The organism is Arthrobacter sp. TmtSoilC77, from assembly GCF_059739415.1.
The window spans coordinates 2,675,091-2,698,623 of the sequence record NZ_AP046050.1 but is presented as its reverse complement, the minus strand read 5'-3'; the positions used below and the strand labels follow the sequence as shown (position 1 = coordinate 2,698,623).

Sequence of the window (23,533 nt, the reverse complement as noted above, 5' to 3'; positions counted from 1 at the left end):
TCCACATAGCCCAAGAGGCCCAGTGCACTCCTTTCGCGCCCCTCGTAGGCTCGAATCATGCCACGCTGGAATCGGGATGGGTCCCCAGACGCCGCAGCACTGGCAGCCAGACGGCGGCTCGCCGCGGGACTGAACCCTCCGGATGATCCGGCTCCCTTGCTTGCCATGCCTCCGCTCGAAGAGCCCGCGCCGGAGGCTTCGGCTTCGGACCCCCTCCAAGGCCAAGAGACAATGGCGGCGCGGTTTCGGTGGCGAACGTCCTGGAGGGTTGCGGTTGCGGTGTCGGTAGTTGGTGCCGCCTGCGCGGCGTGGTTCCTTCTCCAGGCGGCCACCGGACAACCCACTACAGAGCCCCTGAGTCAGTCGGTACCGGTCGAGGGAAGCGTGACTGAACCTGACGGGCTGAATTCCAGTGGACCGACGCCGCCTCAAAACACGAAGATGCTGCTGGTCCATGTTGCCGGTGCGGTACAGAAACCCGGTGTCGTTTCGCTTGCAGAAGGAAGCCGGGTCTTTCAGGCGATCGATGCTGCAGGCGGGGCAACCGCCACTGCTGACCTAAATGGCCTTAATCTCGCGGAAGTAGTCACAGACGGGGCAAAGATCCATGTTCCGGCTGTGGGGGAGGCGTCCCAGCAGGAGACTTCCCAGGAGACAGGGAGCGGAAACGGCGCAGGTGGGCCGGCTGAGACCCAGGTCAGCCCGGGATCCGGAGGCGCCAAGGTAAACATCAACACTGCCTCCGTGGAAGAGCTCGGGACACTGCCCAGGGTTGGTCCCGTGATGGCCCAGCGCATCGTAGATTGGCGCAAGGAGCACGGAGCGTTTGCCTCGGTGGAAGAGTTGGATGCCATTGATGGCATCGGACCCAAGCTCATGGAGTCGCTCCAGGATTTGGTGACGGTGCAGGGTGGCTGAGGATTCACACGGAAATCCCTTGCTGAGGCGTCTGGATCTCCGTCTGGTCCCTGCCGTTCTTGTCACCTGGGCCGCGGCACTTGCCTGCGGTGTTCTCGCCGCTGCGTGGTCGGCGACTATAGGCGTAATCCTTGCCGGTGTTGCCAGCGCCTTGCTGCTCTCTTCGCGCCTGCGGGCAACGGGGACATCACGCGCCAGGACAGTTCCGGCCACTCTCGCCTTGGCCTGTGTGCTGGGTGCTGTGGCTGCTGGTCATTGTGCCTTGGCTGCCGGCAAGCGGGACCAAGGCCCCCTCGCCGCAGCCGTCGACGCCCACGCTGGCGTGGTCATCCAGGTCCGGGTCACTGGCAGCCCTTCAGAGGCGCCCCAACCCGGCCATTCCGGCGACACCCGATGGTCGGTTCCGGCCAGCCTGGTCGACCTTACCTCCGGAGGGAATGTCATTCGAGGTTCTGCCTCCCTTGTGGTCATTGGCGACGGTGCGTGGCGGGACGTACGCCCGGGACAGCACGTGCGAACAACGGGCACGCTGAAGGAGATCCGGCCCGGACAATCAGAAACGGCGATGCTGACAGCCACCACCGGACCAGTTGTGATGGGCTCTGCCTTCGACCTGCAAGACGTGGCCGCCCAGCTGCGCGGGCACTTACGCGATTCTGCAAGTTGGTTGCCTCCCGATGCTGCCGGTCTGCTGCCAGGAATGGTGACTGGCGACACCAGCGAGCTTTCGGAGAGCCTTGAAGCGGACATGAAGACAACCGGGATGGTCCACCTAACAGCTGTAAGCGGGACGAATTGCAGTTTAATCTTGGGCGGCTTCATCCTGGTTGCCAGAAGCCTGGGACTGGCTCGTCCGTTCGCTGCCGCTTTCGCAGGGTGTGGGCTTGCTGCGTTCGTAGTGCTGGTAGGGCCGGAGCCCAGCGTCCTGCGCGCGGCGCTCATGGGACTGGTCGGGATGGCTGCATTGACGGGCGGGCTGCGGGGAAGGCCGCTGACTTTCCTATGCTTGGCTACGGTTGTTCTTCTCCTGCTGGATCCCACCCTAGCCAGCAACTTTGGCTTCCTCCTCTCCGTCCTGGCTACGCTTGGCATCGTGCTGCTCGCGGGCCGGATAGCGTCGTGGTTTCCTGACACCATTCCCAAGTGGTTGGCTGTAGGGGTGTCCGTGCCCCTGTCCGCCCAGGTGCTCTGTGGGCCAGTCATCGTTGCACTCCAACCCCAGTTCTCGCCGTATGCACTCCTTGCAAACGTGATGGCTGGTCCGCTCGTGGCTCCCGTGACGATTTTGGGGACCCTGGCCGTGCCGCTCTCCGCGATCCATCCCTGGGCTGCGGCAATCCCCATCGCCCTGGCGGGTGCCAGCGCCAGCGGTGTGGCGGGCATAGCAAGGTGCTTTGCCGGACTACCCGGCGCGGCACTCCCGTGGGCGGAAGGTCCGGCAGGCATTCTTGCCATGACCGTTTCCTCGGTGGTCACCATACTCGTTGTCTGGACAGCCCTGCATCCAAGCGGTGTGCTCCGGAGGATCATGGTCGTTCACCACCGCCTGATGGTTGTGTTTGAAAGGCTGGACAAGAACGCAAGGCGGCTGCCTGTTCGGGTTGCTGCGCATCCGCCCAGGGTGGGACGAGCCACGCGCGGCCGCCAAGGCATGGCAGACTTGAAGTCTGCAAAAAATCCTCCGGAAGGAACCAACTGTGGCTGCTGCCCAAAACACCCGGGCCAAGAGCGTCGCTGCCAACACCGTCAGTTGGCGGGACGCGACGCCGGCCGCGGTGGTGCTGATCACGGGCCCGGAGGAATACCTCGGTATCAGGGCCATGGACCGCATCAGATCCCTCGTCCGGACGGCAACACCTGATGTTGAACTCAGCAGGCTGAATGCTGGTTCCTACGAGGCCGGTTCCCTGGCGATGACCGTAACCCCATCTCTGTTCGGCGAGGGAAAGCTGATCGAAGTAGAGGGCTTGGAAGCCATGAATGATGCGTTCCTGGCTGACTCTTTGTCCTACTTGTCCCATCCCGAGCAGGATGTGGTTTTGGTGCTGCGCCATGCCGGCGGTGTTCGCGGGAAGAAATTGCTGGACGCCGTGAAATCCGCTGGATGGCCTGTGATCGATTGCCAGCCTCTTAAGAAGGATGCGGACAAAACTGCGTTTGTTGTCTCGGAGTTCAAAGCCGGTGGTCGCCGGATTGAGGGCGAAGCCGTCCAGGCCCTCGTCAATGCGGTGGGAGCCAATCTGTCCGAGCTTGCGGCCGCCTGCAACCAGCTGATTGCCGACGCCACCACAGCTGTCACGGCGGAAACCGTGGAGCGCTACTACGGTGGCCGGGTGGAAGCTACGGCTTTCAAGGTGGCCGATGCTGCCATGGCCGGCAACGGACCAGTGGCTTTGTCCACCTTGCGGCATGCCCTGTCCACCGGGGTTGATCCAGTCCCCTTGGTGGCTGCGCTTGCGGCGAAACTGCGGACGCTGGCAAAGGTGGCTGGGGCGAACGGGTCTCCGGCCACCATCGCCAGGAACCTGGGAATGCAGCCGTGGCTTGTGGAGCAGGCCCAGCGCGATGTCCGCCGTTGGACCCCGGAAGGCCTGATCCGCTCCATCCAGGTCATCGCCGAGGCGGATGCCCAGGTGAAGGGTGAGTCGCGTGATCCGGTCTACGCCGTGGAGCACGCGGTCACGGTGATCGGCACGTCGGCCAGCCGCCGCTGAAGCTGGCGCATTCGTGCCGGCCTTTCGGTTAAACCCAAAGGCCGGCACCCGAGGGTGCCGGCCTTTTGATCAGCTCAGTCGAACTGGAAAAACCTTAGAGTGCGTTGACCTTCTTGGAGATCGCCGACTTGCGGTTTGCAGCGTTGTTCTTGTGAATAACGCCCTTGCTGACAGCCTTGTCCAGCTTGCGGCTGGCAGCAACAAGTGCAGTTGCAGCAGCATCCTTGTCAGCAGACTCAACGGCGGTGGCAACGGCGCGGATGGCCGTCTTCAGCTCGGACTTGACGGCGTTGTTACGCAGACGAGCCTTCTCGTTGGTGAGGATGCGCTTCTTCTGGGACTTGATATTAGCCACGTATGAACTCTCTTTTTAATGCGGAAATGGTCTAGAGGGTTTTCAGGTTGGCCATCGACTGAGCGGCGTGGGGATGCCTATGGCAGCCAACCATGAGCGGCCGTCGACCTGCACGGACACACAGCTATAAAGGATAGCAGAAAGCGGGGCCCAGTGTGACCGATTGATCAGCTCCAGCCATGAAGTTCCCTCAGGGCACGGGAAACCTCAAGGAACGCCGGCTTGCCGAGGACTGCACCTTCACGACGGATCGCCTCCGGGTTCACCCGGATCACACGGTCAAGTTTGACTTCACTCGGGCGCCCTTGACGGTCCCACTGGCCCACTCCGACATCAACGTAATCCCCGGCGCGCCTGCCGTTGTCGTGGTCCTTGGACGTCAGCATGAGGCCCAGCAGCCACTCGCCATCCCTGCCAACCAATAGCACAGGGCGATCCTTGCCCTGCGAGAAATCCTCTTCGAACGGGACCCAGGTCCACACAATTTCTCCCGGATCGGGCCGCCCATCCGGTTTGGGGGAGTAGTGCAGTTTTGCTGCTCCCACGAAGTCGCCGGGGTAGTCGCCCGGGTAGGCAGCCGGTTGAGACCCGACGGCGGATTGCCGGCTCTTCTGCCTCGGGAAACCAGCGGGAGCGTTGTTCCTGCTATTGGTGCTGCTGCCGCCAAGTGTCTTGAGGGATCGAAGGATGAGTTTGCCCAGTGGGCGCAAGTCCAAAGCCATGCGGACAACGCTACCGCGATGGTCTGCCGGGCGAACGTACGCAGCGCTTCATCGAGACCGGCAGGAATGTACGGGGAACCGCAGGTTCGTGGGAGACTAGAGGATCAGATGCGCGGCGTGTCCCGGCTGGCCTTTGCCCAGCCGGTGGATTTGCCGCGTGAGTGTCGACAGTAAGGATCCTGCGTGTCTCCCATGGCCCGCACCGCACCGGTGCCCGCCGCAACAGATCCGGCCATCATCCGGAACTTCTGCATCATTGCCCACATCGACCACGGTAAGTCCACCCTGGCCGACCGCATGCTGCAGTACACCGGCGTCGTTCAACAGCGCGACATGAAGGCCCAGTATCTGGACCGTATGGACATCGAACGTGAGCGCGGCATCACCATCAAGTCCCAGGCAGTACGTATGCCATGGGAACTCGATGGCACCAGCTATGCCCTCAACATGATCGATACTCCTGGCCACGTCGACTTCACCTATGAGGTATCGCGCTCCCTGGCTGCCTGTGAAGGCGCCGTGCTGCTGGTTGATGCAGCGCAGGGCATCGAAGCCCAGACGCTTGCCAACCTCTACCTGGCGATGGAGAACAACCTCACCATCATCCCCGTGCTGAACAAGATCGACCTTCCGGCTGCCCAGCCTGAAAAGTATGCGGCAGAACTGGCCAACCTTATTGGCGGCGACCCGGAAGATGTCCTCAAGGTTTCGGGTAAGACCGGTGTAGGCGTGGAAGCGTTGCTGGACAAGATCGTCCGCGACCTCCCTGCCCCCGTCGGCAATCCCGACGCACCGGCACGTGCCATGATCTTCGACTCCGTCTATGACACCTACCGTGGCGTGGTCACCTACGTCCGCGTTGTGGATGGCATGCTGCATCCGCGGGAACGCATCCAGATGATGTCAACACGGGCCACGCACGAGCTCCTGGAGATCGGTGTGAGTTCCCCGGAGCCTACACCGTCCAGGGGCCTCGGAGTCGGTGAAGTGGGTTACCTCATCACCGGTGTGAAGGATGTTCGCCAGTCCAAGGTGGGCGATACCGTAACCAACCTCGCCAAACCGGCATCGGAGTCGCTCAGCGGCTACGCCGACGCCAAGCCGATGGTGTTCTCGGGCCTGTACCCGCTCGATGGAACTGACTACCCTGTTCTCCGCGATGCCCTCGAGAAACTGATGCTTAACGACGCCGCCCTGGTCTACGAGCCCGAGACGTCCGCCGCCCTGGGCTTTGGCTTCCGCGTTGGCTTCCTGGGTTTGCTGCACCTCGAAATCACCCGTGAGCGCCTCGAGCGCGAGTACAACCTGGACCTCATCTCCACAGCTCCCAACGTTGAGTACGAGGTCACGCTGGAAGACAAGAAGGTGGTCCACGTGACCAACCCCAGCGAATATCCCACAGGCAAGATCGCAGAAGTCCGCGAGCCCATGGTGTCCGCTACGATCCTGGCGCCCAACGAGTTCGTGGGATCCATCATGGAACTCTGCCAGAGCCGCCGTGGCCAGATGCGTGGCATGGACTACTTGTCCGAAGACCGCGTGGAGCTGCGCTACTGGATCCCGCTGGCCGAAATCGTCTTCGACTTCTTCGACCTGCTGAAGTCCAAGACACGCGGTTACGCATCACTGGACTGGAAGGCCGACGGCGAACAGGTCGCGGACCTTGTGAAGGTGGACATCCTTCTCCAGGGCGAGCAAGTGGATGCTTTCAGTGCCATCACCCACCGTGACAAGGCCTACGCCTACGGTGTGATGATGACCGGCAAGCTGCGCGAACTCATCCCGCGTCAGCAGTTCGAGGTGCCCATCCAGGCTGCCATCGGATCGCGCATCATTGCCCGGGAAAGCATTCGGGCCATCCGCAAGGACGTTCTTGCCAAGTGCTACGGCGGTGACATCACCCGTAAGCGCAAGCTGCTTGAGAAGCAGAAGGAAGGCAAGAAGCGCATGAAGATGGTGGGCCGGGTTGAAGTGCCCCAGGAGGCTTTCATTGCCGCGCTGACCACCGACGAGTCCAAGGACAAGGCCAAGAAGTAGATGCCCAGCGTCCTTCCTTTGGGCGACCCGGCACCTGCGGATGGCTTGTTGCCTCCGCAGGTGCTGACCGGCGTCGAGCACCGCAAGTTCGGGCTGTATGTGCATATCCCGTTCTGCGCGGTGCGGTGCGGCTATTGCGACTTCAATACCTATACGGCCACGGAGCTCGGCGGTGGGGCGTCGCAGGATGCTTATGCCCAAACGGCCGTCACGGAGCTGGACTTCGCGGCAACGGCCCTGAATGCTTCCGGCTTGCCGGAGCGGCCCCTGAGCACCGTATTCTTCGGCGGGGGAACACCCACGTTGCTCCCTGCCGAGGACTTGGCACGTATCCTGCGCGCCGCCGTCGGGCATTGGGGACTTGAGCCGGGCGCAGAGGTGACCACCGAAGCCAACCCCGACTCCGTGACGCCGGAATCGCTCAAGGTGCTCGCTGATGCCGGCTTTACGCGCGTCTCCTTCGGCATGCAGTCCGCGGTACCGCACGTGCTCAAAGTGCTGGATCGCACCCATACGCCCAGCCGTGTTCCGCTGGTGGTCCAGTGGGCGCGCGAGGCTGGCCTGGCCGTTAGCCTTGACCTCATCTACGGCACGCCGGGAGAGTCGATGGCGGATTGGCAACTGTCCCTTGAGACTGCCCTCTCCTACGAACCCGACCACATCAGCGCGTATGCCCTGATCGTGGAGGACGGCACAAAGCTGGCGGCCCAAATCCGCCGCGGCGAAGTCCCGGGAATCGACGACGACGACCACGCCGCCAAATATGAGCTTGCTGACAAATTAATCTCCGAAGCCGGCCTGACTTGGTATGAGGTCAGCAATTGGTCGAAAATGCCTGAACAAGCCTGCCGTCACAACCTTGCCTATTGGCGGGGCGATGACTGGTGGGGTATTGGTCCCGGCGCCCACTCCCACGTGGGCGGTGTCCGCTGGTGGAACGTTAAGCACCCCACGGCTTATGCCAACAGGCTGGCTGCAGGAGACTCGCCGGCAGCCGGCAGGGAGACCCTCGACGCCGACACCCGGGAAGTCGAGCGCATCATGCTTGAGGCGCGGCTCGGTACAGGGCTAGCGGTGGATGCGTTGGACAAAGTTGGCCGCCATGCGATGGCGGGACTTATCGCTGAAGAGCTGGTGGACCCGGTTGCGGCCTTCAAGGGTCGCCTGGTTCTTACGCTCAAAGGCCGGCTACTGGCGGACGCCGTGGTGCGCAGGATTCTGCCGGACTAACCGTCGGAAGAATCCTGCGGAGGCCCGGGACTACTTAATCCAGCGCAGGTTGAGCTTGTAGCGGTGGGGCTGCCCGTGGTTGACACGAATACCAGCCGAGACTGAGAAGCAAGTAAGTGCTACCCAGATGCCCGTGGCGATGACTGCAAAGATATTGCCCACCACTGGAAGCAGAACAAGGATATTCGCCAGGACTGCCGCGATGGTCGGAGGGAGCGTGAAGTTCAGGGCTTCCTTGGATTCCTGCGCCGTAAACGGCCCGCGATCACGGAAGATCAGATAGATCAGGAGGGAGGGCAGGCATCCCAGAATTCCCCCGAAGTGCGCAAGGGTGGCCCACTGGCGGTCTTCGCTTGCCGTCAGTGGGAGTGCGTTTGCGGGCGCGCCATGGTACTGGGGCTGGCCTGCGGCGCTGCCCGGTTCTTCAGGAGCGTTCTCTGCCACGGTGTCTTCCCTTTGCTGTAAAGATGCTGCAGTGTTGCTGTCCCAGAATACTGGGTTCCGGGTCATCCCGGGACCAACGCCCCGTTACGTCCCCGGGAAAAGTGCGTTCAGGAAACGTAAATTCAGGACAAGACCGTCAGGCAGTGGTGAGGAAATCGATGACTTCCTCCACCCTTCCCAGCAGCGAGGCTTCCAGATCGGCGTAGGTGCGGACCGCACCAAGCAGGCGCTGCCAGCCGAGTCCAATGTCTTCGGCGGTTTCGTGCGGCCAGCCGAAAGCGGTCAATATTCCGGTCTTCCAGTCAGTGCCTCGTGGAACGTCCGGCCACCGCTCAATACCCAACACTTTTGGCCGGATCGCTTGCCAGACGTCTACGTACGGATGGCCGACGATCAGCACGTTTCCGGTGGCTCCGGGCACCGTCATGGCTTCTGCGGCGATGCGTGATTCCTTTGAGCCCGCTACCAGATGGTCTACCAGGATCCCAAGCCTGCGGCCGGGCCCAGGGGAGAACTCTGCGATCGCTGACTTGAGGTCGTCCACGCCGTGCAGCGGCTCTACGACGATGCCCTCAATGCGGAGATCATCGCCCCAGACTTTCTCCACCAGTTCGGCGTCGTGCTTGCCTTCCACCCAAATACGGCTCGCCTTGGCCACCTGGGCACGCTGGCCCAGGACCCTGACGGACCCGGATGCCGTTCGACCCGGCTGCAGAGATGAACCAGGAGCCTTTGCCGCCGGCGGCATGAGGCGGATGGCCTGTCCTTCAAGCAGGAAACCGAATCCGAGCTGGAAGGACTTGGTTTTACCACGCCGGTCCTCAAGGGAGACGATGTGCATTCCCCCCGATTTCTCCACGCGGGTGACTTCGCCCACCCAGCCGGACTGGACGTCTTCAAGGACCATCCCGCGCTGGACGGCTACCTCGGGGAGCTGGCGTTTGGCAGGAGCGGACAGATCCTGCGGGCCCCACGTATCGAAAGCCAAGGACTTCATACCCCTTTGTGCTGGTTGTGCTGGGAATAACTCCCGCGGGCGGTTTCAATGCTAGCAACGTGCTGGCTCATACTAGACTTGTTAGCACTTGGGCATGTTGAGTGCTAAGTATTGGTCCGAAAAGCTATCGGTCCTACACAGGCCGGGACAGTCGTCAGGAGGTGTTGCAATGAGTGAGCCACGCAAGCTTGAAGTACTGCGCGCAATTGTTGAGGATTATGTGCATTCCCGTGAGCCGGTTGGATCCAAGGCACTTGTGGAGCGGCACCATCTCGGCGTTTCAAGCGCCACCATCCGAAACGACATGGCCGTACTTGAAGAAGAGGGCCTGATCGCGGCGCCGCACACCAGTGCCGGCCGGATCCCAACGGACAAGGGCTATCGGCTGTTCGTGGACAGGATCTCGCAGGTCAAGCCGTTGTCCGCCGCGGAGCGTCGAGCCATCCACTCGCTGCTGGAAGGGCCGGACGACCTCGATGACATCCTTGAGCGCACCGTCAGGCTCCTGTCGCAACTGACCAACCAGGTCGCCGTCGTACAGTACCCGCACTCCAACCGCGCACTTGTCCGTCACGTTGAATTTGTCCTCCTGGCGCCCAAGCAGGTGCTGGTGGTGCTCATCGCAGATACAGGAAGCGTTGGCCAGAAGGTCATCGAGGCTGGCTCCGATGTCAGCAACGAGGCCCTGATGGCCCTGCGCTCCCGCTTCCTTGGCAGTATCGCGGGAACCCAGCTGGCGCTGCTGCCGCAGGTGCTGCCATCCGTCGTGGCGCTGTGCCCGCCGGACCTTCGCGCACTCGCGCAGCATCTTGCCCATGGTCTCCAGGCTTTGAGCGACACCAGCCGTGAAGAGCGCATCGTCATGGCCGGAACAGCCAACCTTGCCCGCTCCAATGTGGATTTCCCGTTGAGTATCGGGCCAGTGCTGGAAGCTCTTGAGGAACAAGTTGTCATGCTCCGGTTGTTGTCCGATATGGGGGATGATCCCCGCGGCGTGACAGTCAGCATCGGACGCGAGAATCCTTACGATGGCCTGGCCGAGGCCTCGGTCGTGGCAACGGGGTACGGCTCCGGAGCCAAGGTCGGAATCCTCGGACCAACCCGGATGGACTATCCCACCACCATGGCTGCCGTGCGCGCCGTGGCCCGCTACCTTTCCCGCATTCTCGGCGGCTGACGCCAGCCCCGAGGTAAGAACCGCTTTACAACAAGGAAGAGATACCGACTTTGAGCAGCCACTATGACGTTTTGGGAGTCTCACCGGAAGCCACCGGGGAAGAGATCAAAAAGGCGTACCGCAAGTTGGCGCGAAAGCTTCACCCGGACGTCAACCCCGGGGAGGATGTCGCGGAGCAGTTCAAAGCCGTGACGCATGCTTACGAAGTGCTGTCCGACCCCCAGAAGCGTCGCGTCTACGATGCCACCGGCAACGAGAATGGCACTGACAACGGCTTCGGCGGCGGCTACTCAGGCCAAGGCTTTGCCTTCCAGGACATCTTCGACACCTTCTTCGGCGGTGGCGGCGGACACGCTGGACCAGCCTCCCGTGTGCGTCGGGGCCAGGATGCACTCATCAGCGTCCGCATCGACCTCAAAGACGCCGTGTTCGGTGTCAACAAGAAGCTCGAAGTTGATACGGCAGTGGTTTGCCCCACGTGTGATGGCAGCTGCTGCCGGCCGGGCACCCACCCGGAGCGTTGTGACATTTGTGGCGGCAGTGGCCAGGTCCAGAGGGCCGTTCGATCCATCCTGGGCCAGGTCATGACCACGGCCCCCTGTGGTTCCTGCGAAGGCTTCGGTACTGTCATCAAGGATCCCTGCAATGAGTGCAACGGCCAGGGCCGCATCCGTAGCCGCCGGTCCCTCACCATCAAGGTACCTGCCGGTGTTGCCACGGGTACGCGGATCCAGCTCTCCGGCCAGGGCGAAGCAGGACCGGCAGGCGGACCTGCCGGCGACCTCTACGTAGAGATCCGCGTCAACAGTGACTCCACCTATATCCGTGAAGGCGACGATCTGCACGCAACACTGAGCGTTCCGATGACGGCCGCTGCTTTGGGTACGGAACTGAGCCTGGAAACTTTTGACGGGCCCCAGGAGATCGACGTCAAGGCCGGCACCCAGTCCGGCGAGGTCATCACGCTCCGCGGTTTGGGCGTTACCCACCTCAGGGGCTACGGTCGCGGCGATCTCAAGGTGCACCTGCACGTTGAGACGCCGGTCAAGCTGGATCCGGCACAGGAAGAGCTTCTGCAGCAGCTTGCCAAGTTGCGGGGCGAGCAGTTCAGCGAAGGCAAACTCGTGGCCAGCGGCGGCATGTTCGCCAAGCTGCGGGACAAGCTCGGTAACCTGTAGCGGTGAGCAACCCCGTTTTCTTCACGCCTGCCGGGACCCTGGACGGTGTTGAGCCGGGCGCGTTGTTCGTCATCGACGGTGCGGAAGCCCGGCATGCCGTGACGGTGAAGCGCCTCACCGTCGGTGAGGCCGTGGACATTGCCGATGGCGCAGGAGCCCGCCTGACAGGCACGGTGGCAGAGGCCGGCCCTGGAAGTTTGTCCGTCATGGCATCCAGTGTGATTTTCGAGGACCAGCCGGATGTGCGTTTGGTGCTTGTCCAGGCATTGGCCAAGGGTGACCGCGACGAGTTGGCTATTGAAACGGCCACCGAACTGGGCATTGATGCAGTGATCCCTTGGCAGGCCGAGCGATCCATTGTCCGCTGGAAGGGGGATCGCGCTGCAAAGGCCCACGCCAAGTGGCAGTCCGTGGTCACTGCCGCGGCCAAGCAGGCCCGCAGGGCATGGATACCCGAGGTACGTCCCATCCTGGATTCCGCGGCGCTGGCAAAGGCTGTTGCTGCCGCAGACCTGGCTGTGATCCTTCACGAGGACGCCAAGAACCCTTTGCGGACCGTCCTTGAAGCGCCGCTCGTGGCTGAAGGCGGCGGGCTGGAGTCGCCGCGTGAAGTCCTCTTGATCGTGGGGCCGGAAGGTGGCATCTCGCCGCGCGAAGTGACGCGCCTCAGCGACGCCGGGGCGGTCACGGCTCTCTTGGGCCACCACGTCCTGAGGTCATCGACGGCGGGACCCGCCGCCGTCGTACTCGCCTCCGACGTCCTGGGCCGCTGGTAGGCCGTGGGGGCTGGCAAGCGAAACTACCCTGGGGACCCTGGCTCTAGCCGACGCTGAAAAGACGCGTATCCGTGGTGGATGTGTCTGCTTGCCCGGAGTCCTGAACCTGGGTCACGCGTAATTCGTATTTCCCCGGTTTCAGGGTTGCGCTGAAGGAGAACACGCCGAATTGTCCCGGCTCGCCGGTGGCTTTCGTCTGGCCGGTCAACAGGCTGGTTTTCTCGCCGCTGCCGTTGTCCCGGAGAATCTGCCAGCTGACCGGCTTGGAGCTGTCAGTGCTGCGGCCATTGAACTTAACGGCGCCGGCGGGCAGCGAGGTGTCCTCCTGCGGGTCGATAATCCACAGTGGCGCAACCAAGGAAGCGTCCCTGGCCATTGGTTGACCGAGCCGCACCTGGCCAAACGCCATGAAATCCGTGTGGCCGTCGACCAGAATGACCACCTGGATTTGCTGCCCTGAATTGATCAGGCCCGACGACGACGCCGCTGCGGTGGCCGTGTAGACCAGCTGCTGCACAGCCCGTTGCGCCATACCTGCATCAAGGTTGGAATTGAAGGCGTCCCGCGAGATATCAACCGTGATCACGTTCTTGCCCGAAATGGAGGTTGCCAGGCTGCCTGGGTCCTGCCAGGGAGTGAAGAAGTCGTGGTCCAACGGCTTTTCGGCCATCATGATCCGCAGTGCTGTGGTGACGGGGTTTCCGTCGCCGGAGATGTCCCTGAATTCGCGGTACAGGTAGACGTCTTCCTTGCTCCGTCCAATCCAGTAAACCGGGATCTTGGTGGACGCCTGGGTGGTCTCCAGTGGAGCATTGCTGGCCGGAGCTTCCTGGACGCTGACGGGCGGCGCGCTGGAGGTAGCTTGGGTGGGTCCACCGTTGGCGATACAGCCGGTCAGCAAAAGGACAGCAAGCATCGCAGGCGCGGCGACGGCGGACTTTTTCCGCTTTCGCCCGCCGGGCTGATGGCTTACTGACTGCACGATTGGGGTTCCTTGCCTTTGCGGCCGGTGGTTGTCGCCGACGCGTCGAACGGGCGTAGTCTGACTACCCGCTCTGCCAGCTTGGCATATCGTCGACGGCGGCTGGCCGGGTTTGCGGGCACTGGCGGCAACTGAAACAGGATTGATACCCGCTTGATGCCGAGTTGAGACAAAAAGTCGTCCCCCCGCGGCCCGTGCAAGGTGGACGAAGCCCGCGTGTACGCCCTTGTCGTTCCGGGCTGGCGTAGGATTGAAGGCATTCCGGCATATGGCCTGGCGGTTCAGCCAGTCCCGTTGTCGAAACGATGGACCAACTGTATTCCGACCGGAGGAGAAGAGGCCGCACGGCCACCACTATGAGTGAATCCCTGAATGGGCGGTTGCGGACCGGAAACGGGAACCCAGCCACCACCGAGTTCCCGCACACCTTACCGGGCACGCGCACGGAAATCGTCACGTTCGACAACTCCGATCAGATGGTTCACTCATTGGGCAGCCATGACGAAGCCTTGCGCTACATCGAGGAGCAGTTCCCGGACGTCAATTTCCACGTTCGCGGCAATGAATTGTCCATGTCCGGTCCATCCACGGTCATTCCGCGCATCATGCGCCTCCTTGAGGAGGTCCGCGGACTGGTTGCCAGGGGAACCGTCGTTACCCCTGATGTCCTCCAGCAGCTCGTGTCCCTCCTGAGGACACAGTCAGTCCAGAATCCCGTGGATGTCCTTACCCACAACATTCTGTCGAGCCGTGGCAAAACCATCCGGCCCAAGACCCTGAACCAGAAGAACTATGTGGATGCCATCGATGCGAACACAGTGATCTTCGGCATTGGCCCGGCAGGTACTGGCAAGACCTACCTCGCCATGGCCAAGGCAGTGCAGGCCCTGCAACTCAAGGAAGTAAGCCGGATCATCCTGACCCGGCCCGCTGTTGAGGCGGGGGAGCGGCTGGGCTTCCTGCCGGGAACGCTGAGCGACAAGATCGACCCCTACCTGCGGCCGCTTTACGACGCCCTGCACGACATGATGGATCCCGAATCCATTCCCCGGCTGATGGCTGCCGGCACCATCGAAGTCGCACCGTTGGCCTACATGCGTGGACGGACGCTCAACGACGCCTTCATCATCCTGGACGAGGCCCAGAACACCACTCCTGAACAAATGAAAATGTTCCTGACCCGTCTCGGATTCGGTTCCAAGATGGTTGTTACAGGCGACGTAACGCAGATCGACCTGCCTTTTGGCTCCACTTCCGGTCTACGGATCGTACGGGAAATCCTCACCGGGATAGATGACGTCAATTTCTCCATCCTGGAGGCTGCGGACGTCGTCCGGCACCGTTTGGTTGCAGACATCGTCTCCGCCTACAGCAGGTGGGATGACGCGCACCGTACGGATGGGGCTGCCGGCACACATCACAAACGTGGAGAACGAAAATGAGCATTGAAATCAACAACGAATCCGGCGTGGAGGTGGACGAAGCCCAACTGGTGACATTGTCCCGGTTCATCTTCGAGCGCCTCTACATCCATCCGCAGGCTGAGCTGTCCATCCTCCTGGTGGATGAACCCGCCATGGAGAAGCTGCACATCGAGCTTATGGACGAACCAGGAGCCACCGATGTGCTCTCGGTGCCCATGGATGAGTTGACGCCGGGCACGCCCGACAAGCCCACGCCGCAGGGAATGCTTGGAGACATTGCCATATGTCCCCAGGTGGCCGAGGTGCAGGCGCGGAACGCCGGACACACCACCCAGGACGAAATGCTGTTGCTCGCCACCCATGGCATCCTCCACCTGCTTGGTTTCGACCACGCCGAACCGGAGGAAAAGGAAGAAATGTTCGGTTTGCAGCGTGAGTTGCTGTCTGAGTTCCTGGGCAAGGATGCCCCCATGGAGACCATGCAGTGACCTCGCTCATCCTTGTCGGCATGGCGCTGGTTTTCCTCAGTTTCGTCGCCTTGCTGACGGCAGCTGAGGCTGCGTTCAATTTCCTGCCCCGGCACGAAGCTGAACAATCGGTAGTCCGCAGCAAGGGCAAGGCCTTGGCGAGCATCCTGAAGAACCCCGTCGCCCATATGCGTGCCCTGCGGTTCTGGCGGGTCTGGTTCGAGATGGCAGCAGCGGTCGCCGTCGCTGTCGTCATGCACAGTTTGCTGGACAACGTGTGGCTCGCCGGCCTGGCGGCGACTGGCATCATGGCCGTCATCGGGTTCGTTCTGGTGGGCGTCTCGCCCCGGCAGTTGGGACGCGCGCATTCCGGCCCCATCGTCCGGTTTACCGCACCGTTGATCAGGTTCCTCTGCTGGATCCTCGGACCGATTCCCGGCTGGCTTGTCGCGTTGGGGAGCGCGGTCGCCCCCGGCGCCCCCGGCGGTGATGACGCGTTTGTCAGCGAGGAAGAATTCCGCGAGTTCGTGGACCGCGCGGCAGAATCGGACATGATCGAAGACAATGAGGCGGAGCTCATTCATTCGGTCTTTGACTTCGGCGACACCTTGGTTCGCTCGGTCATGGTTCCGCGCACGGACATCGTAAGCATTGGGACCGGTTCGGACCTTGAAGCGGCCATGGCCCTTTTCCTCCGCTCCGGCTACTCCCGGATACCGGTCATTGGTGAGAACACTGACCAGATCCGCGGCATTCTCTACCTCAAGGACGTTGCCGCGGCGATGCATCGCGGCGAACCCGGACTGCAACCGCACGACGTCGATTCCCTCGCCCGGGATGTTCGGTACGTCCCGGAATCCAAGCCCGTGAGCGACCTCTTGAAGGAACTGCAGAAGGAATCCACGCACGTGGCCATCGTTATCGATGAGTACGGCGGCACCGCGGGGCTGGTGACTTTGGAGGATCTCATCGAGGAAATCGTAGGAGAGATCGTTGACGAGTACGATTCTGCGGCGGAAGAAGCGGTGGATCTCGGCGATGGAACCTACCGTGTCAGTGCCCGCATGAGCATTGATGACCTGGGGGAGCTGTTCGATATCGACCTCGACGACGACGAAGTGGACACCGTTGGCGGCCTCCTTGCCAAGGCTCTCGGCCAGGTTCCGATCGTCGGGAGCTCCGTTGAAGTGAACGGTGTGTCGCTAAAGGCAGATAGGCTTGAGGGTCGCCGAAACCGGGTCAGCCACATCATTGCGGCAGCCATGCCAAAGGAAGACACTGACTTTGAAGACCTTCTCGATGAGGCAGACACAACGCAACAGGGAGTTCCACGTGAGCAAGCAAAGTAAGAAATTCGACGCCGATGACAATTTCGGTGGCTTCCACGCCGGATTCTCGGTCCTTGTTGGCCGCCCCAACGCGGGAAAGTCCACGCTGACAAATGCCTTGGTGGGGCAGAAGGTGGCCATTACATCGGCCAAACCGCAGACCACGCGCCACACGATTCGTGGCATCGTCCACCGCGAGGATGCACAACTGATCCTGGTTGATACCCCGGGCCTCCACCGGCCCCGCACTCTTCTGGGAAAGCGGCTCAACGACCTCGTGGCTGACACGTTGTCCGAGGTGGACGCGATCGGGTTCTGCTTGCCGGCAAATGAGAAAATCGGTCCTGGCGATAAGTACATCGCAGCCCAGCTGGCTGCCGTGGGCCGCAAGCCGATCGTTGCCATTGTGACAAAGACGGACCTCGTGGACCGTCAGGCCCTGACGGAGCAGCTGCTCGCAGTTGCTGCCTTGGGCCGAGAAGTCCTCGGAGACCAGGGCTGGGCGGATATCGTTCCCGTTTCTGCCGCCGACGGTTTTCAGGTATCCACTGTTGCCGACGTCCTTATCGGGCACATGCCGTCATCGCCCCCTCTTTACCCGGATGGTGAGCTGACCGACGAGCCCGAGGCCGTCATGATCGCTGAACTCATCCGCGAAGCCGCCCTCGAAGGTGTCCGGGATGAACTTCCCCACTCCCTTGCCGTTGTCGTTGAGGAAATCGTGCCCCGTGAAGGACGCACCGAGGACAACCCCTTGCTGGACGTCCGCGTGAACCTTTACGTGGAGCGGCCCTCCCAAAAAGCCATCATCATCGGTAAGGGTGGCAGCAGGCTGCGGGAAGTCGGAACCAACGCGCGCAAGGGAATCGAGACGCTCCTGGGAACCAGGATCTACCTCGATTTGCATGTCAAGGTTGCCAAAGACTGGCAGCGGGATCCCAAACAATTGGTAAAACTCGGCTTCTGATCCGGCGTCACGGCAACGGCGTGGCTGGGGCTCGATAAGGAACTTCCCAGAATCGGCCACTATGATTGCGGGGATCCACGTGTTTGAGGAAAGGTAACCGAATAGTGCGACGTCGTGACGCCCGCCCGCTGGGCCCCGGCACCGCTGCCCCCGATGCGGCACGCCATGGGGAGGACCCCGAGGGAACTCCGCGCCACATGAACGCGCCCAAGGGGCTGCCTTTGTGGCTGAAGATTGTGACCGGCCTCGTGTCGGTGGCACTCGTTGCCGGCGTTGCTTTTGCAGCCTTCTGGTTTATCCGACTACAGACCAACATCACCAAGGCCCCGCTATCGGCGGCCGAATCACGCGATAGCAGTGATGCCGTGGTCAATGACAAATCGGACCGCCTGCAGATTCTTATCCTCGGCTCGGATACCCGCGATGGGAAAAACTCCCAGTACGGCAACGCGGACGATTCCACAGGCTACGGCCACTCGGATGTCATGATGCTGCTGGACATTTCCGCGGACAATAAACGGGTCAGCGTCATGAGTTTCCCACGTGACCTCCTGGTTGACGTGCCCCAGTGCACGGACCACACCAGCAACCAGACGTTCCCCGCGCGGAGCGGTGTGATGATCAACGAAGCCATGGCAGAAGCCGGGATCGGCTGCGCGGTGGACACCATCAATAAGCTCACCGGCCTGGAAATTGACCACTTCATGATGGCCGACTTCAACGCGGTGAAGGAACTCTCCAAAGCCGTCGGCGGAGTGGATGTTTGTGTCAGTGATCCCGTCTTTGATCCGGACTCAGGTCTTCGTTTGGCGAAGGGCAATTCCCAGGTCGAAGGCGAGCAGGCGCTGGCGTTCCTGCGAACCCGGCATGCCTTTGGAGATGGTGGCGACCTGGGCCGAATCAAGGGCCAGCAGGCATTTCTTTCATCGCTGACACGTAAGCTCAAGGCGGACGGCACGCTGGGCAACCCGCAAAGGCTCCTGCAGATCGCTGACGTCGTCACGCAAAACCTCACCGTTGATGACGGGTTGGCATCTGTGCCATCGCTGTTGACGATCGGTGGCAGGCTGAAGGACATAGATGTCTCCAAGGTCGCATTTGTCGCGGTACCCACGCAGCCTGCCACGTTGGACCCCAACCGGTTGGAGCTCGTGGAGCCCCAGGCATCACAGCTTTTCGCGGCCCTTCGCGCAGATCTGGACCTGACGAATCCCGGTGCGACGTCCAGTCCGACTCCAACAGCGCCTGCGGAAGGAACACCTTCGGCGGCTCCAACCACTGCTGCCCCGACAGTCCCGGCGTACAACAAAGCCATCCAGCCCGTGGCAGTCGCCAACGGCAGCGGAGTTGGGACCAGAGCACAGGAAATCCTGGCAACGTTGACCGGCAATGGATTTACACAGTCGGTGTCATATTTGGCAAACCCAGTGGAGAAGACTGTGGTTTACTACGGTCCGGACTTCGCTGACGTTGCGACGGACGTTGCCACGCTGTTCGGCATCCCTGCGGCACAGGTTCAGCAAGCCCGGGGAGTCTCGGGCGTGCAGCTCTACGTGGGCACCGACTTTGCAACGGGGACCGCCTATGGAGCGGCCTCGGTCCCGCCCGATGTTGTCAACCAGACAGCCAAAGAAGCAGTCTGCCAACAGGTGAACCCGCTCTACATCACGCAATAGCCGTCACAGCAGGGCAATCCGGCGCAGGGTACTCGGCGGCAGGGTAGCCGCGCAGCATAGAACAGGGCCAAAGACTAATGGCCGGACCCCGGGTCATCCAGGGGCCGGCCATTCGTCGTAGTGGCTTTACCAGATGCTGACTCTGTCCTCAGGTGCCATCCACATCCGGTCTTGGTCATTGACCTGGAAAGTTTCGTGGAAGGCATCGAGGTTCCGGGCAATGGCATTGGTGCGGAACTCGTTGGGGGAGTGTGGATCGGTAGCAAGCCTGCGGATCGCTTCCTCGCTACGGATCACCTGGCGCCAGCCGGCAGCCCAGGACATGAAGAACCGCTGCTGGCCTGTGAAACCATCCAGGACCTCAGGCTCGGCACCATCGAGGCTGATCAGGTAGGCCTTGTAAGCAATGGTGAGGCCGCCCAAGTCACCGATGTTCTCACCCAGCGTCAGTTTGCCGTTGACCTTGTGCTCAGGTGCTGCGTAGGGGGATAGCGCATCGAATTGGGCAACCAACTTTGCCGTGCGGGCTTCGAAGGCCGTCCTGTCCTCTTCGGTCCACCAATTGCGGAGGGCTCCGCTTCCGTCGAATTGGGATCCCTGGTCATCGAATCCATGGCCGATCTCATGTCCGATCACCGCGCCAATCCCGCCATAGTTCACGGCGTCGTCTGCTTCTGCCGTGAAGAAGGGCGGCTGCAGGATGGCGGCGGGAAACACGATTTCGTTCAGCATTGGGTGATAGTAGGCGTTCACGGTCTGAGGGGTCATGAGCCACTTGTCCAGATCCACCGGCTTGCCGATCTCGTCCAGGTGTCGATCGACGTCGGCGTCGTGGGCCCGCTCAACGTTGCCCAAGAGGTCGTTGGCGTCGATCTCAACGGCGGAGTAATCGATCCATTTTTCAGGGAAACCAATCTTGGGGCGGAACGCGTCCAGCTTCTTCAGGGCTTCGGCCTTTGTGTCCTCACCCATCCACTCAAGGGAAGAAATGCTGTCCCGGTAGGCCTCGATCAGATTGGCCACGAGGGTTTGCATCCTGGCCTTGTGTCCGCCGGGGAAATGCCGCTCCACGTAGATTTGGCCCACCGCCTCGCCAAGTGCTGCTTCGACGACGGCAACGCCGCGCTTCCAGCGCTCCTTGTTCTGTGGGGTGCCACTGAGGGTGGTCCCGTAGAAGTCGAAGTTCGTGTCCACGAACTCCGAGGAGAGGTAGGGCGCCGCTGAGTTCAGCACCCTTAGGGTCAGCCATTCCTTCCAGACGGCAAGGGGTTCCGATTCGAGAAGCGCGGCCGCGCCGGCAAAGAAGTCCGGCGTGCTGACTACGATTTCGCCGCGTTTGCCGGCATCGACGCGGCCGGCCTCAAACCAGGTATTCAATAGCGGGAACAGCTTCGCTGCTTCTTCGGCCGTTTTCAGGTTGTATGTCTTTTGGGGATCCCGAAGCGTGACGTTGTCCCAGTGGTGGGATGCGAGGGCCTTTTCCAAGGCAACGATGCGACCAGCAGCGCCTTCTGCGTCAGCAACGCCGGCGAGGCCGAGCAACTTGGCGACGTATTCACCGTAGGCTGCCACAATCGGGGCAAACTTTTCATCGCGGTAGTAGGACTCGTCCGGGAGGCCGAGGCCGCCTTGTCCGATGTACAGAAGAATCCGCTCCGGGTTTCCGGCGTCGGGTGCCGGGTAGATGGAAAACAAGCCGGAAACGTCGCACCGGAACAGCCGGCCCAGCAACGCCGCAAATTCCTCTGCGGAACCCACTGACCGGACTTCCTCCAGTCGCTCCCGCAAGGGCTCGAGTCCCTTCGCTTCTGCCGCGGCCTCATCCATGAAGCTCGCGTAAAGTCCGCCGACCTTCTGTTCGATGCCGGAGGCCGATGCTCCCTTGTTGGCGGCTTCCTCGATGATCGCCTTGACGGCCAGTTCTGCCTCGTCACGCAAAGCCGTGAAGGTGCCTTCCAGCGGGCGGTCGTCAGGGATCGTCGTGCTGTTCAGCCACGCACCGTTGACGTGCTGGTAGAGGTCGTCCTGCGGCCGGACGCTGTGATCGATGTTGGAAAGAGTGATCCCCGACTGTGGCACTGTGGCTCCTTGAATGGACGCTGCAGCCGGCGTTGCCACCGTCGCTGCGTCTGCATAGTGGACGTTGCATGAGGTGTTGCAATGTCATCATACGCATCGTGTTACTGTGAACTTGTGCGTGCGGGAATGCTTCTTCTTAGCTGCCGCGGCGAGGCCTGAAAGCTATCTGAAAAGCTGGGCCACCCTCGCCGCGGAGTTTCGTTGTGCCCGGCTAAGCTTTCATTTAGATCTTAGAGAAAAGGCCACACGACATGCGTAATGCACAAAAGCCCTCCGGTATGCCGATTCACCGTTACCTGCCGTTCCAGGACCAGATCACTGTCGAAGTTCCGGATCGTACCTGGCCGGACAAAGTCATCACCAAGGCCCCGCGCTGGTGTGCAGTGGACCTGCGCGATGGTAACCAGGCACTGATCGATCCCATGAGCCCGGCGCGCAAGCTGAAGATGTTCCAGCTGCTGGTCAACATGGGATTCAAGGAGATCGAGGTTGGGTTCCCCTCCGCTTCCCAGACCGACTTTGATTTCGTTCGGCAGCTGATCGAAGGCGGCCATATACCGGACGACGTCACTATCCAGGTCCTCACCCAGGCGCGTGAACACCTGATTGAACGGACATATGAGTCCTTGGTGGGTGCCAAGCAGGCGATCGTGCACCTGTACAACTCCACTTCTGTGCTGCAGCGCCGGGTTGTCTTCAACCAGGACGAGGACGGCATCCTCGATATCGCCTTGCAGGGTGCCCGGCTGTGCAAAAAGTACGAAGAGACGCTGACCGATACCCACATCACCTACGAGTACTCTCCGGAGTCGTTCACGGGAACCGAGCTGGAGTATGCAGCCCGGGTCTGCAATGCAATCGCAGATGTGTTTGAAGCGTCAGCGGACAAGCAGGTCATTATCAACCTGCCGGCCACGGTGGAGATGGCAACCCCCAACGTCTATGCCGACTCCATTGAGTGGATGCACCGCAATCTGCATCCCCGTGACGGCATCATCATTTCACTGCACCCGCACAACGATCGCGGTACCGGCGTTGCTGCCGCGGAACTCGGCTACCTGGCTGGAGCAGACCGCATTGAGGGCTGCCTGTTCGGCAATGGTGAGCGCACAGGAAACGTTGACCTCGTCACCCTGGGCCTGAACATGTTTGTCCAGGGCGTGGACCCCATGATCAATTTCTCCGACATCGACGAGATCCGCCGCACGGTCGAGTACTGCAACCAGTTGCCCGTTCCCGAACGTTCGCCGTACGGTGGCGACCTCGTCTTCACAGCCTTTTCCGGTTCGCACCAGGACGCCATCAAGAAGGGCTTCGAAGCACTCGAGAAGGATGCGGCTGCGGCAGGGGTGCCCGTGGACGAGTTCACCTGGCAGGTTCCGTACCTGCCTATCGACCCCAAGGACCTGGGCCGAAGCTATGAAGCTGTCATCAGGGTCAACTCTCAGTCCGGCAAGGGCGGCGTCGCCTACCTGCTGAAGAACGAGCACAATCTCGATCTGCCGCGGCGCGCCCAGATTGAATTCTCCGGCGTCATCCAGCGCCGCACAGATGCTGTTGGTGGCGAGGTCAGCGGGGCGCAGCTCTGGCAGATCTTCCAGGACGAATACCTGCCCTCCGATGAGGAACAAGCCCAGTGGGGCCGTTACTCCCTGGGCAGCGTAAGCACTGAAACGGATGAGTCCGGCGCTATGACCATGAACGCAAACCTGCGGATTGATGGCGTAGAGGTGCGCAGGACCGGCCACGGGAATGGTCCAATCGCCGCGCTCCTGGACATCCTGCACCACGACGGCGTTGATGTCCGAGTGCTCGACTACAGCGAACACGCATTGTCAGAGGGCGGCAGCGCAAGTGCGGCTGCTTATGTTGAATGCGCGGTGGGCGAACGCGTCCTCTGGGGCGTGGGAATTGATCCCAGCACCACGACGTCCTCGCTGAAGGCGCTGATCTCGGCTGTAAACCGGGCAGTTCGGGACGCCCAGGCCTAACGCCAAGACCGTGTGGTGACGGGAAATACCGTCACCACACGGCCTTGTGGTCCTTCCAGGCCAGTGGCTTA

Annotated in this window: 20 protein-coding genes; 14 read left to right on the top strand and 6 right to left on the bottom strand. The window is 61.6% G+C overall.

Going from position 1 to position 23,533, the window contains the following annotated elements; all coding sequences use genetic code 11:
• Window positions 1-57 precede the first annotated feature (57 nt).
• The 3 genes from AC6I99_RS12390 to holA are packed head-to-tail and all read left to right on the top strand — an operon-like array spanning window position 58 to window position 3,632.
• A complete protein-coding gene (locus AC6I99_RS12390; RefSeq protein WP_497961029.1) occupies window positions 58-918 on the top strand; it encodes a helix-hairpin-helix domain-containing protein in 861 nt (286 codons plus the stop codon).
• Window positions 911-2,779 (top strand): ComEC/Rec2 family competence protein, encoded by a 1,869-nt coding sequence (locus AC6I99_RS12385; protein WP_497961028.1) that lies wholly within the window; start codon window positions 911-913, stop codon window positions 2,777-2,779. Before AC6I99_RS12390 ends, AC6I99_RS12385 begins: the two co-directional genes overlap by 8 nt.
• Window positions 2,739-3,632: a DNA polymerase III subunit delta gene (gene holA / locus AC6I99_RS12380; RefSeq protein ID WP_497961027.1), complete on the top strand. Its 894-nt coding sequence runs from the start codon at window positions 2,739-2,741 to the stop codon at window positions 3,630-3,632. Before AC6I99_RS12385 ends, holA begins: the two co-directional genes overlap by 41 nt.
• Window positions 3,633-3,726: 94 nt before the next feature.
• Here holA and rpsT read toward each other — a convergent pair whose 3' ends face one another.
• Together rpsT and AC6I99_RS12370 are read right to left on the bottom strand one after the other, a co-directional pair.
• On the bottom strand, window positions 3,727-3,987 hold the full coding sequence (gene rpsT / locus AC6I99_RS12375) for a 30S ribosomal protein S20 (protein ID WP_223932984.1): 261 nt from the start codon (window positions 3,985-3,987) through the stop codon (window positions 3,727-3,729).
• Between the two features lie 167 nt (window positions 3,988-4,154).
• On the bottom strand, window positions 4,155-4,709 hold the full coding sequence (locus tag AC6I99_RS12370) for a type II toxin-antitoxin system PemK/MazF family toxin (RefSeq protein ID WP_497961026.1): 555 nt from the start codon (window positions 4,707-4,709) through the stop codon (window positions 4,155-4,157).
• Between the two features lie 183 nt (window positions 4,710-4,892).
• On the opposite strand from AC6I99_RS12370, the gene lepA reads away from it, so the two are divergent.
• On the top strand, window positions 4,893-6,746 hold the full coding sequence (gene lepA, locus AC6I99_RS12365; protein ID WP_497961025.1) for a translation elongation factor 4: 1,854 nt from the start codon (window positions 4,893-4,895) through the stop codon (window positions 6,744-6,746).
• Window positions 6,747-7,976: a radical SAM family heme chaperone HemW gene (gene hemW, locus AC6I99_RS12360; protein ID WP_497961024.1), complete on the top strand. Its 1,230-nt coding sequence runs from the start codon at window positions 6,747-6,749 to the stop codon at window positions 7,974-7,976.
• 30 nt (window positions 7,977-8,006) lie between these two features.
• Here the strand turns inward: hemW and AC6I99_RS12355 are convergent, their stop codons facing one another.
• Entirely contained in the window at window positions 8,007-8,420 is a 414-nt protein-coding gene (locus AC6I99_RS12355; protein WP_159699313.1) for a DUF4870 domain-containing protein, read from the bottom strand.
• A 136-nt stretch (window positions 8,421-8,556) separates the two neighbouring features.
• A complete protein-coding gene (locus AC6I99_RS12350; RefSeq protein ID WP_497961958.1) occupies window positions 8,557-9,408 on the bottom strand; it encodes a DUF3097 domain-containing protein in 852 nt (283 codons plus the stop codon).
• Between the two features lie 178 nt (window positions 9,409-9,586).
• Here AC6I99_RS12350 and hrcA point away from each other — a divergent pair, with 178 nt between their 5' ends.
• The 3 genes from hrcA to AC6I99_RS12335 are packed head-to-tail and all read left to right on the top strand — an operon-like array spanning window position 9,587 to window position 12,548.
• Complete coding sequence (hrcA, locus tag AC6I99_RS12345; protein WP_224164450.1) at window positions 9,587-10,594, top strand: heat-inducible transcriptional repressor HrcA; 1,008 nt, start codon at window positions 9,587-9,589, stop codon at window positions 10,592-10,594.
• 50 nt (window positions 10,595-10,644) lie between these two features.
• The gene (dnaJ, locus tag AC6I99_RS12340; RefSeq protein WP_216925593.1) at window positions 10,645-11,772 is read left to right on the top strand and encodes a molecular chaperone DnaJ; all 1,128 of its coding nucleotides are present in this window, start codon (window positions 10,645-10,647) and stop codon (window positions 11,770-11,772) included.
• 2 nt (window positions 11,773-11,774) lie between these two features.
• Complete coding sequence (locus AC6I99_RS12335; RefSeq protein WP_224164449.1) at window positions 11,775-12,548, top strand: 16S rRNA (uracil(1498)-N(3))-methyltransferase; 774 nt, start codon at window positions 11,775-11,777, stop codon at window positions 12,546-12,548.
• A 43-nt stretch (window positions 12,549-12,591) separates the two neighbouring features.
• On the opposite strand, the gene AC6I99_RS12330 is transcribed toward AC6I99_RS12335, so the two are convergent.
• Window positions 12,592-13,464 (bottom strand): GerMN domain-containing protein, encoded by an 873-nt coding sequence (locus AC6I99_RS12330; protein ID WP_224167532.1) that lies wholly within the window; start codon window positions 13,462-13,464, stop codon window positions 12,592-12,594.
• Window positions 13,465-13,886: 422 nt separating this feature from the next.
• On the opposite strand from AC6I99_RS12330, the gene AC6I99_RS12325 reads away from it, so the two are divergent.
• From AC6I99_RS12325 to AC6I99_RS12305, 5 genes are all read left to right on the top strand, one after another.
• Window positions 13,887-14,972: a PhoH family protein gene (locus AC6I99_RS12325; RefSeq protein ID WP_224090480.1), complete on the top strand. Its 1,086-nt coding sequence runs from the start codon at window positions 13,887-13,889 to the stop codon at window positions 14,970-14,972.
• Window positions 14,969-15,442: an rRNA maturation RNase YbeY gene (gene ybeY / locus AC6I99_RS12320; RefSeq protein ID WP_224090475.1), complete on the top strand. Its 474-nt coding sequence runs from the start codon at window positions 14,969-14,971 to the stop codon at window positions 15,440-15,442. Before AC6I99_RS12325 ends, ybeY begins: the two co-directional genes overlap by 4 nt.
• On the top strand, window positions 15,439-16,770 hold the full coding sequence (locus AC6I99_RS12315) for a hemolysin family protein (protein WP_224090471.1): 1,332 nt from the start codon (window positions 15,439-15,441) through the stop codon (window positions 16,768-16,770). Before ybeY ends, AC6I99_RS12315 begins: the two co-directional genes overlap by 4 nt.
• On the top strand, window positions 16,754-17,716 hold the full coding sequence (era, locus tag AC6I99_RS12310) for a GTPase Era (RefSeq protein ID WP_224164447.1): 963 nt from the start codon (window positions 16,754-16,756) through the stop codon (window positions 17,714-17,716). The genes AC6I99_RS12315 and era overlap by 17 nt, the downstream gene beginning before the upstream one ends.
• Before the next feature lie 104 nt (window positions 17,717-17,820).
• Window positions 17,821-19,392, top strand: coding sequence for an LCP family protein (locus AC6I99_RS12305; RefSeq protein ID WP_497961023.1), 1,572 nt, complete (start codon window positions 17,821-17,823; stop codon window positions 19,390-19,392).
• Window positions 19,393-19,518: 126 nt separating this feature from the next.
• Here the strand turns inward: AC6I99_RS12305 and AC6I99_RS12300 are convergent, their stop codons facing one another.
• Entirely contained in the window at window positions 19,519-21,471 is a 1,953-nt protein-coding gene (locus AC6I99_RS12300; RefSeq protein WP_224090462.1) for a M13 family metallopeptidase, read from the bottom strand.
• Between the two features lie 251 nt (window positions 21,472-21,722).
• Here AC6I99_RS12300 and leuA point away from each other — a divergent pair, with 251 nt between their 5' ends.
• Window positions 21,723-23,462: a 2-isopropylmalate synthase gene (leuA, locus tag AC6I99_RS12295; protein WP_497961022.1), complete on the top strand. Its 1,740-nt coding sequence runs from the start codon at window positions 21,723-21,725 to the stop codon at window positions 23,460-23,462.
• The last annotated feature ends 71 nt before the right edge of the window (window positions 23,463-23,533 follow it).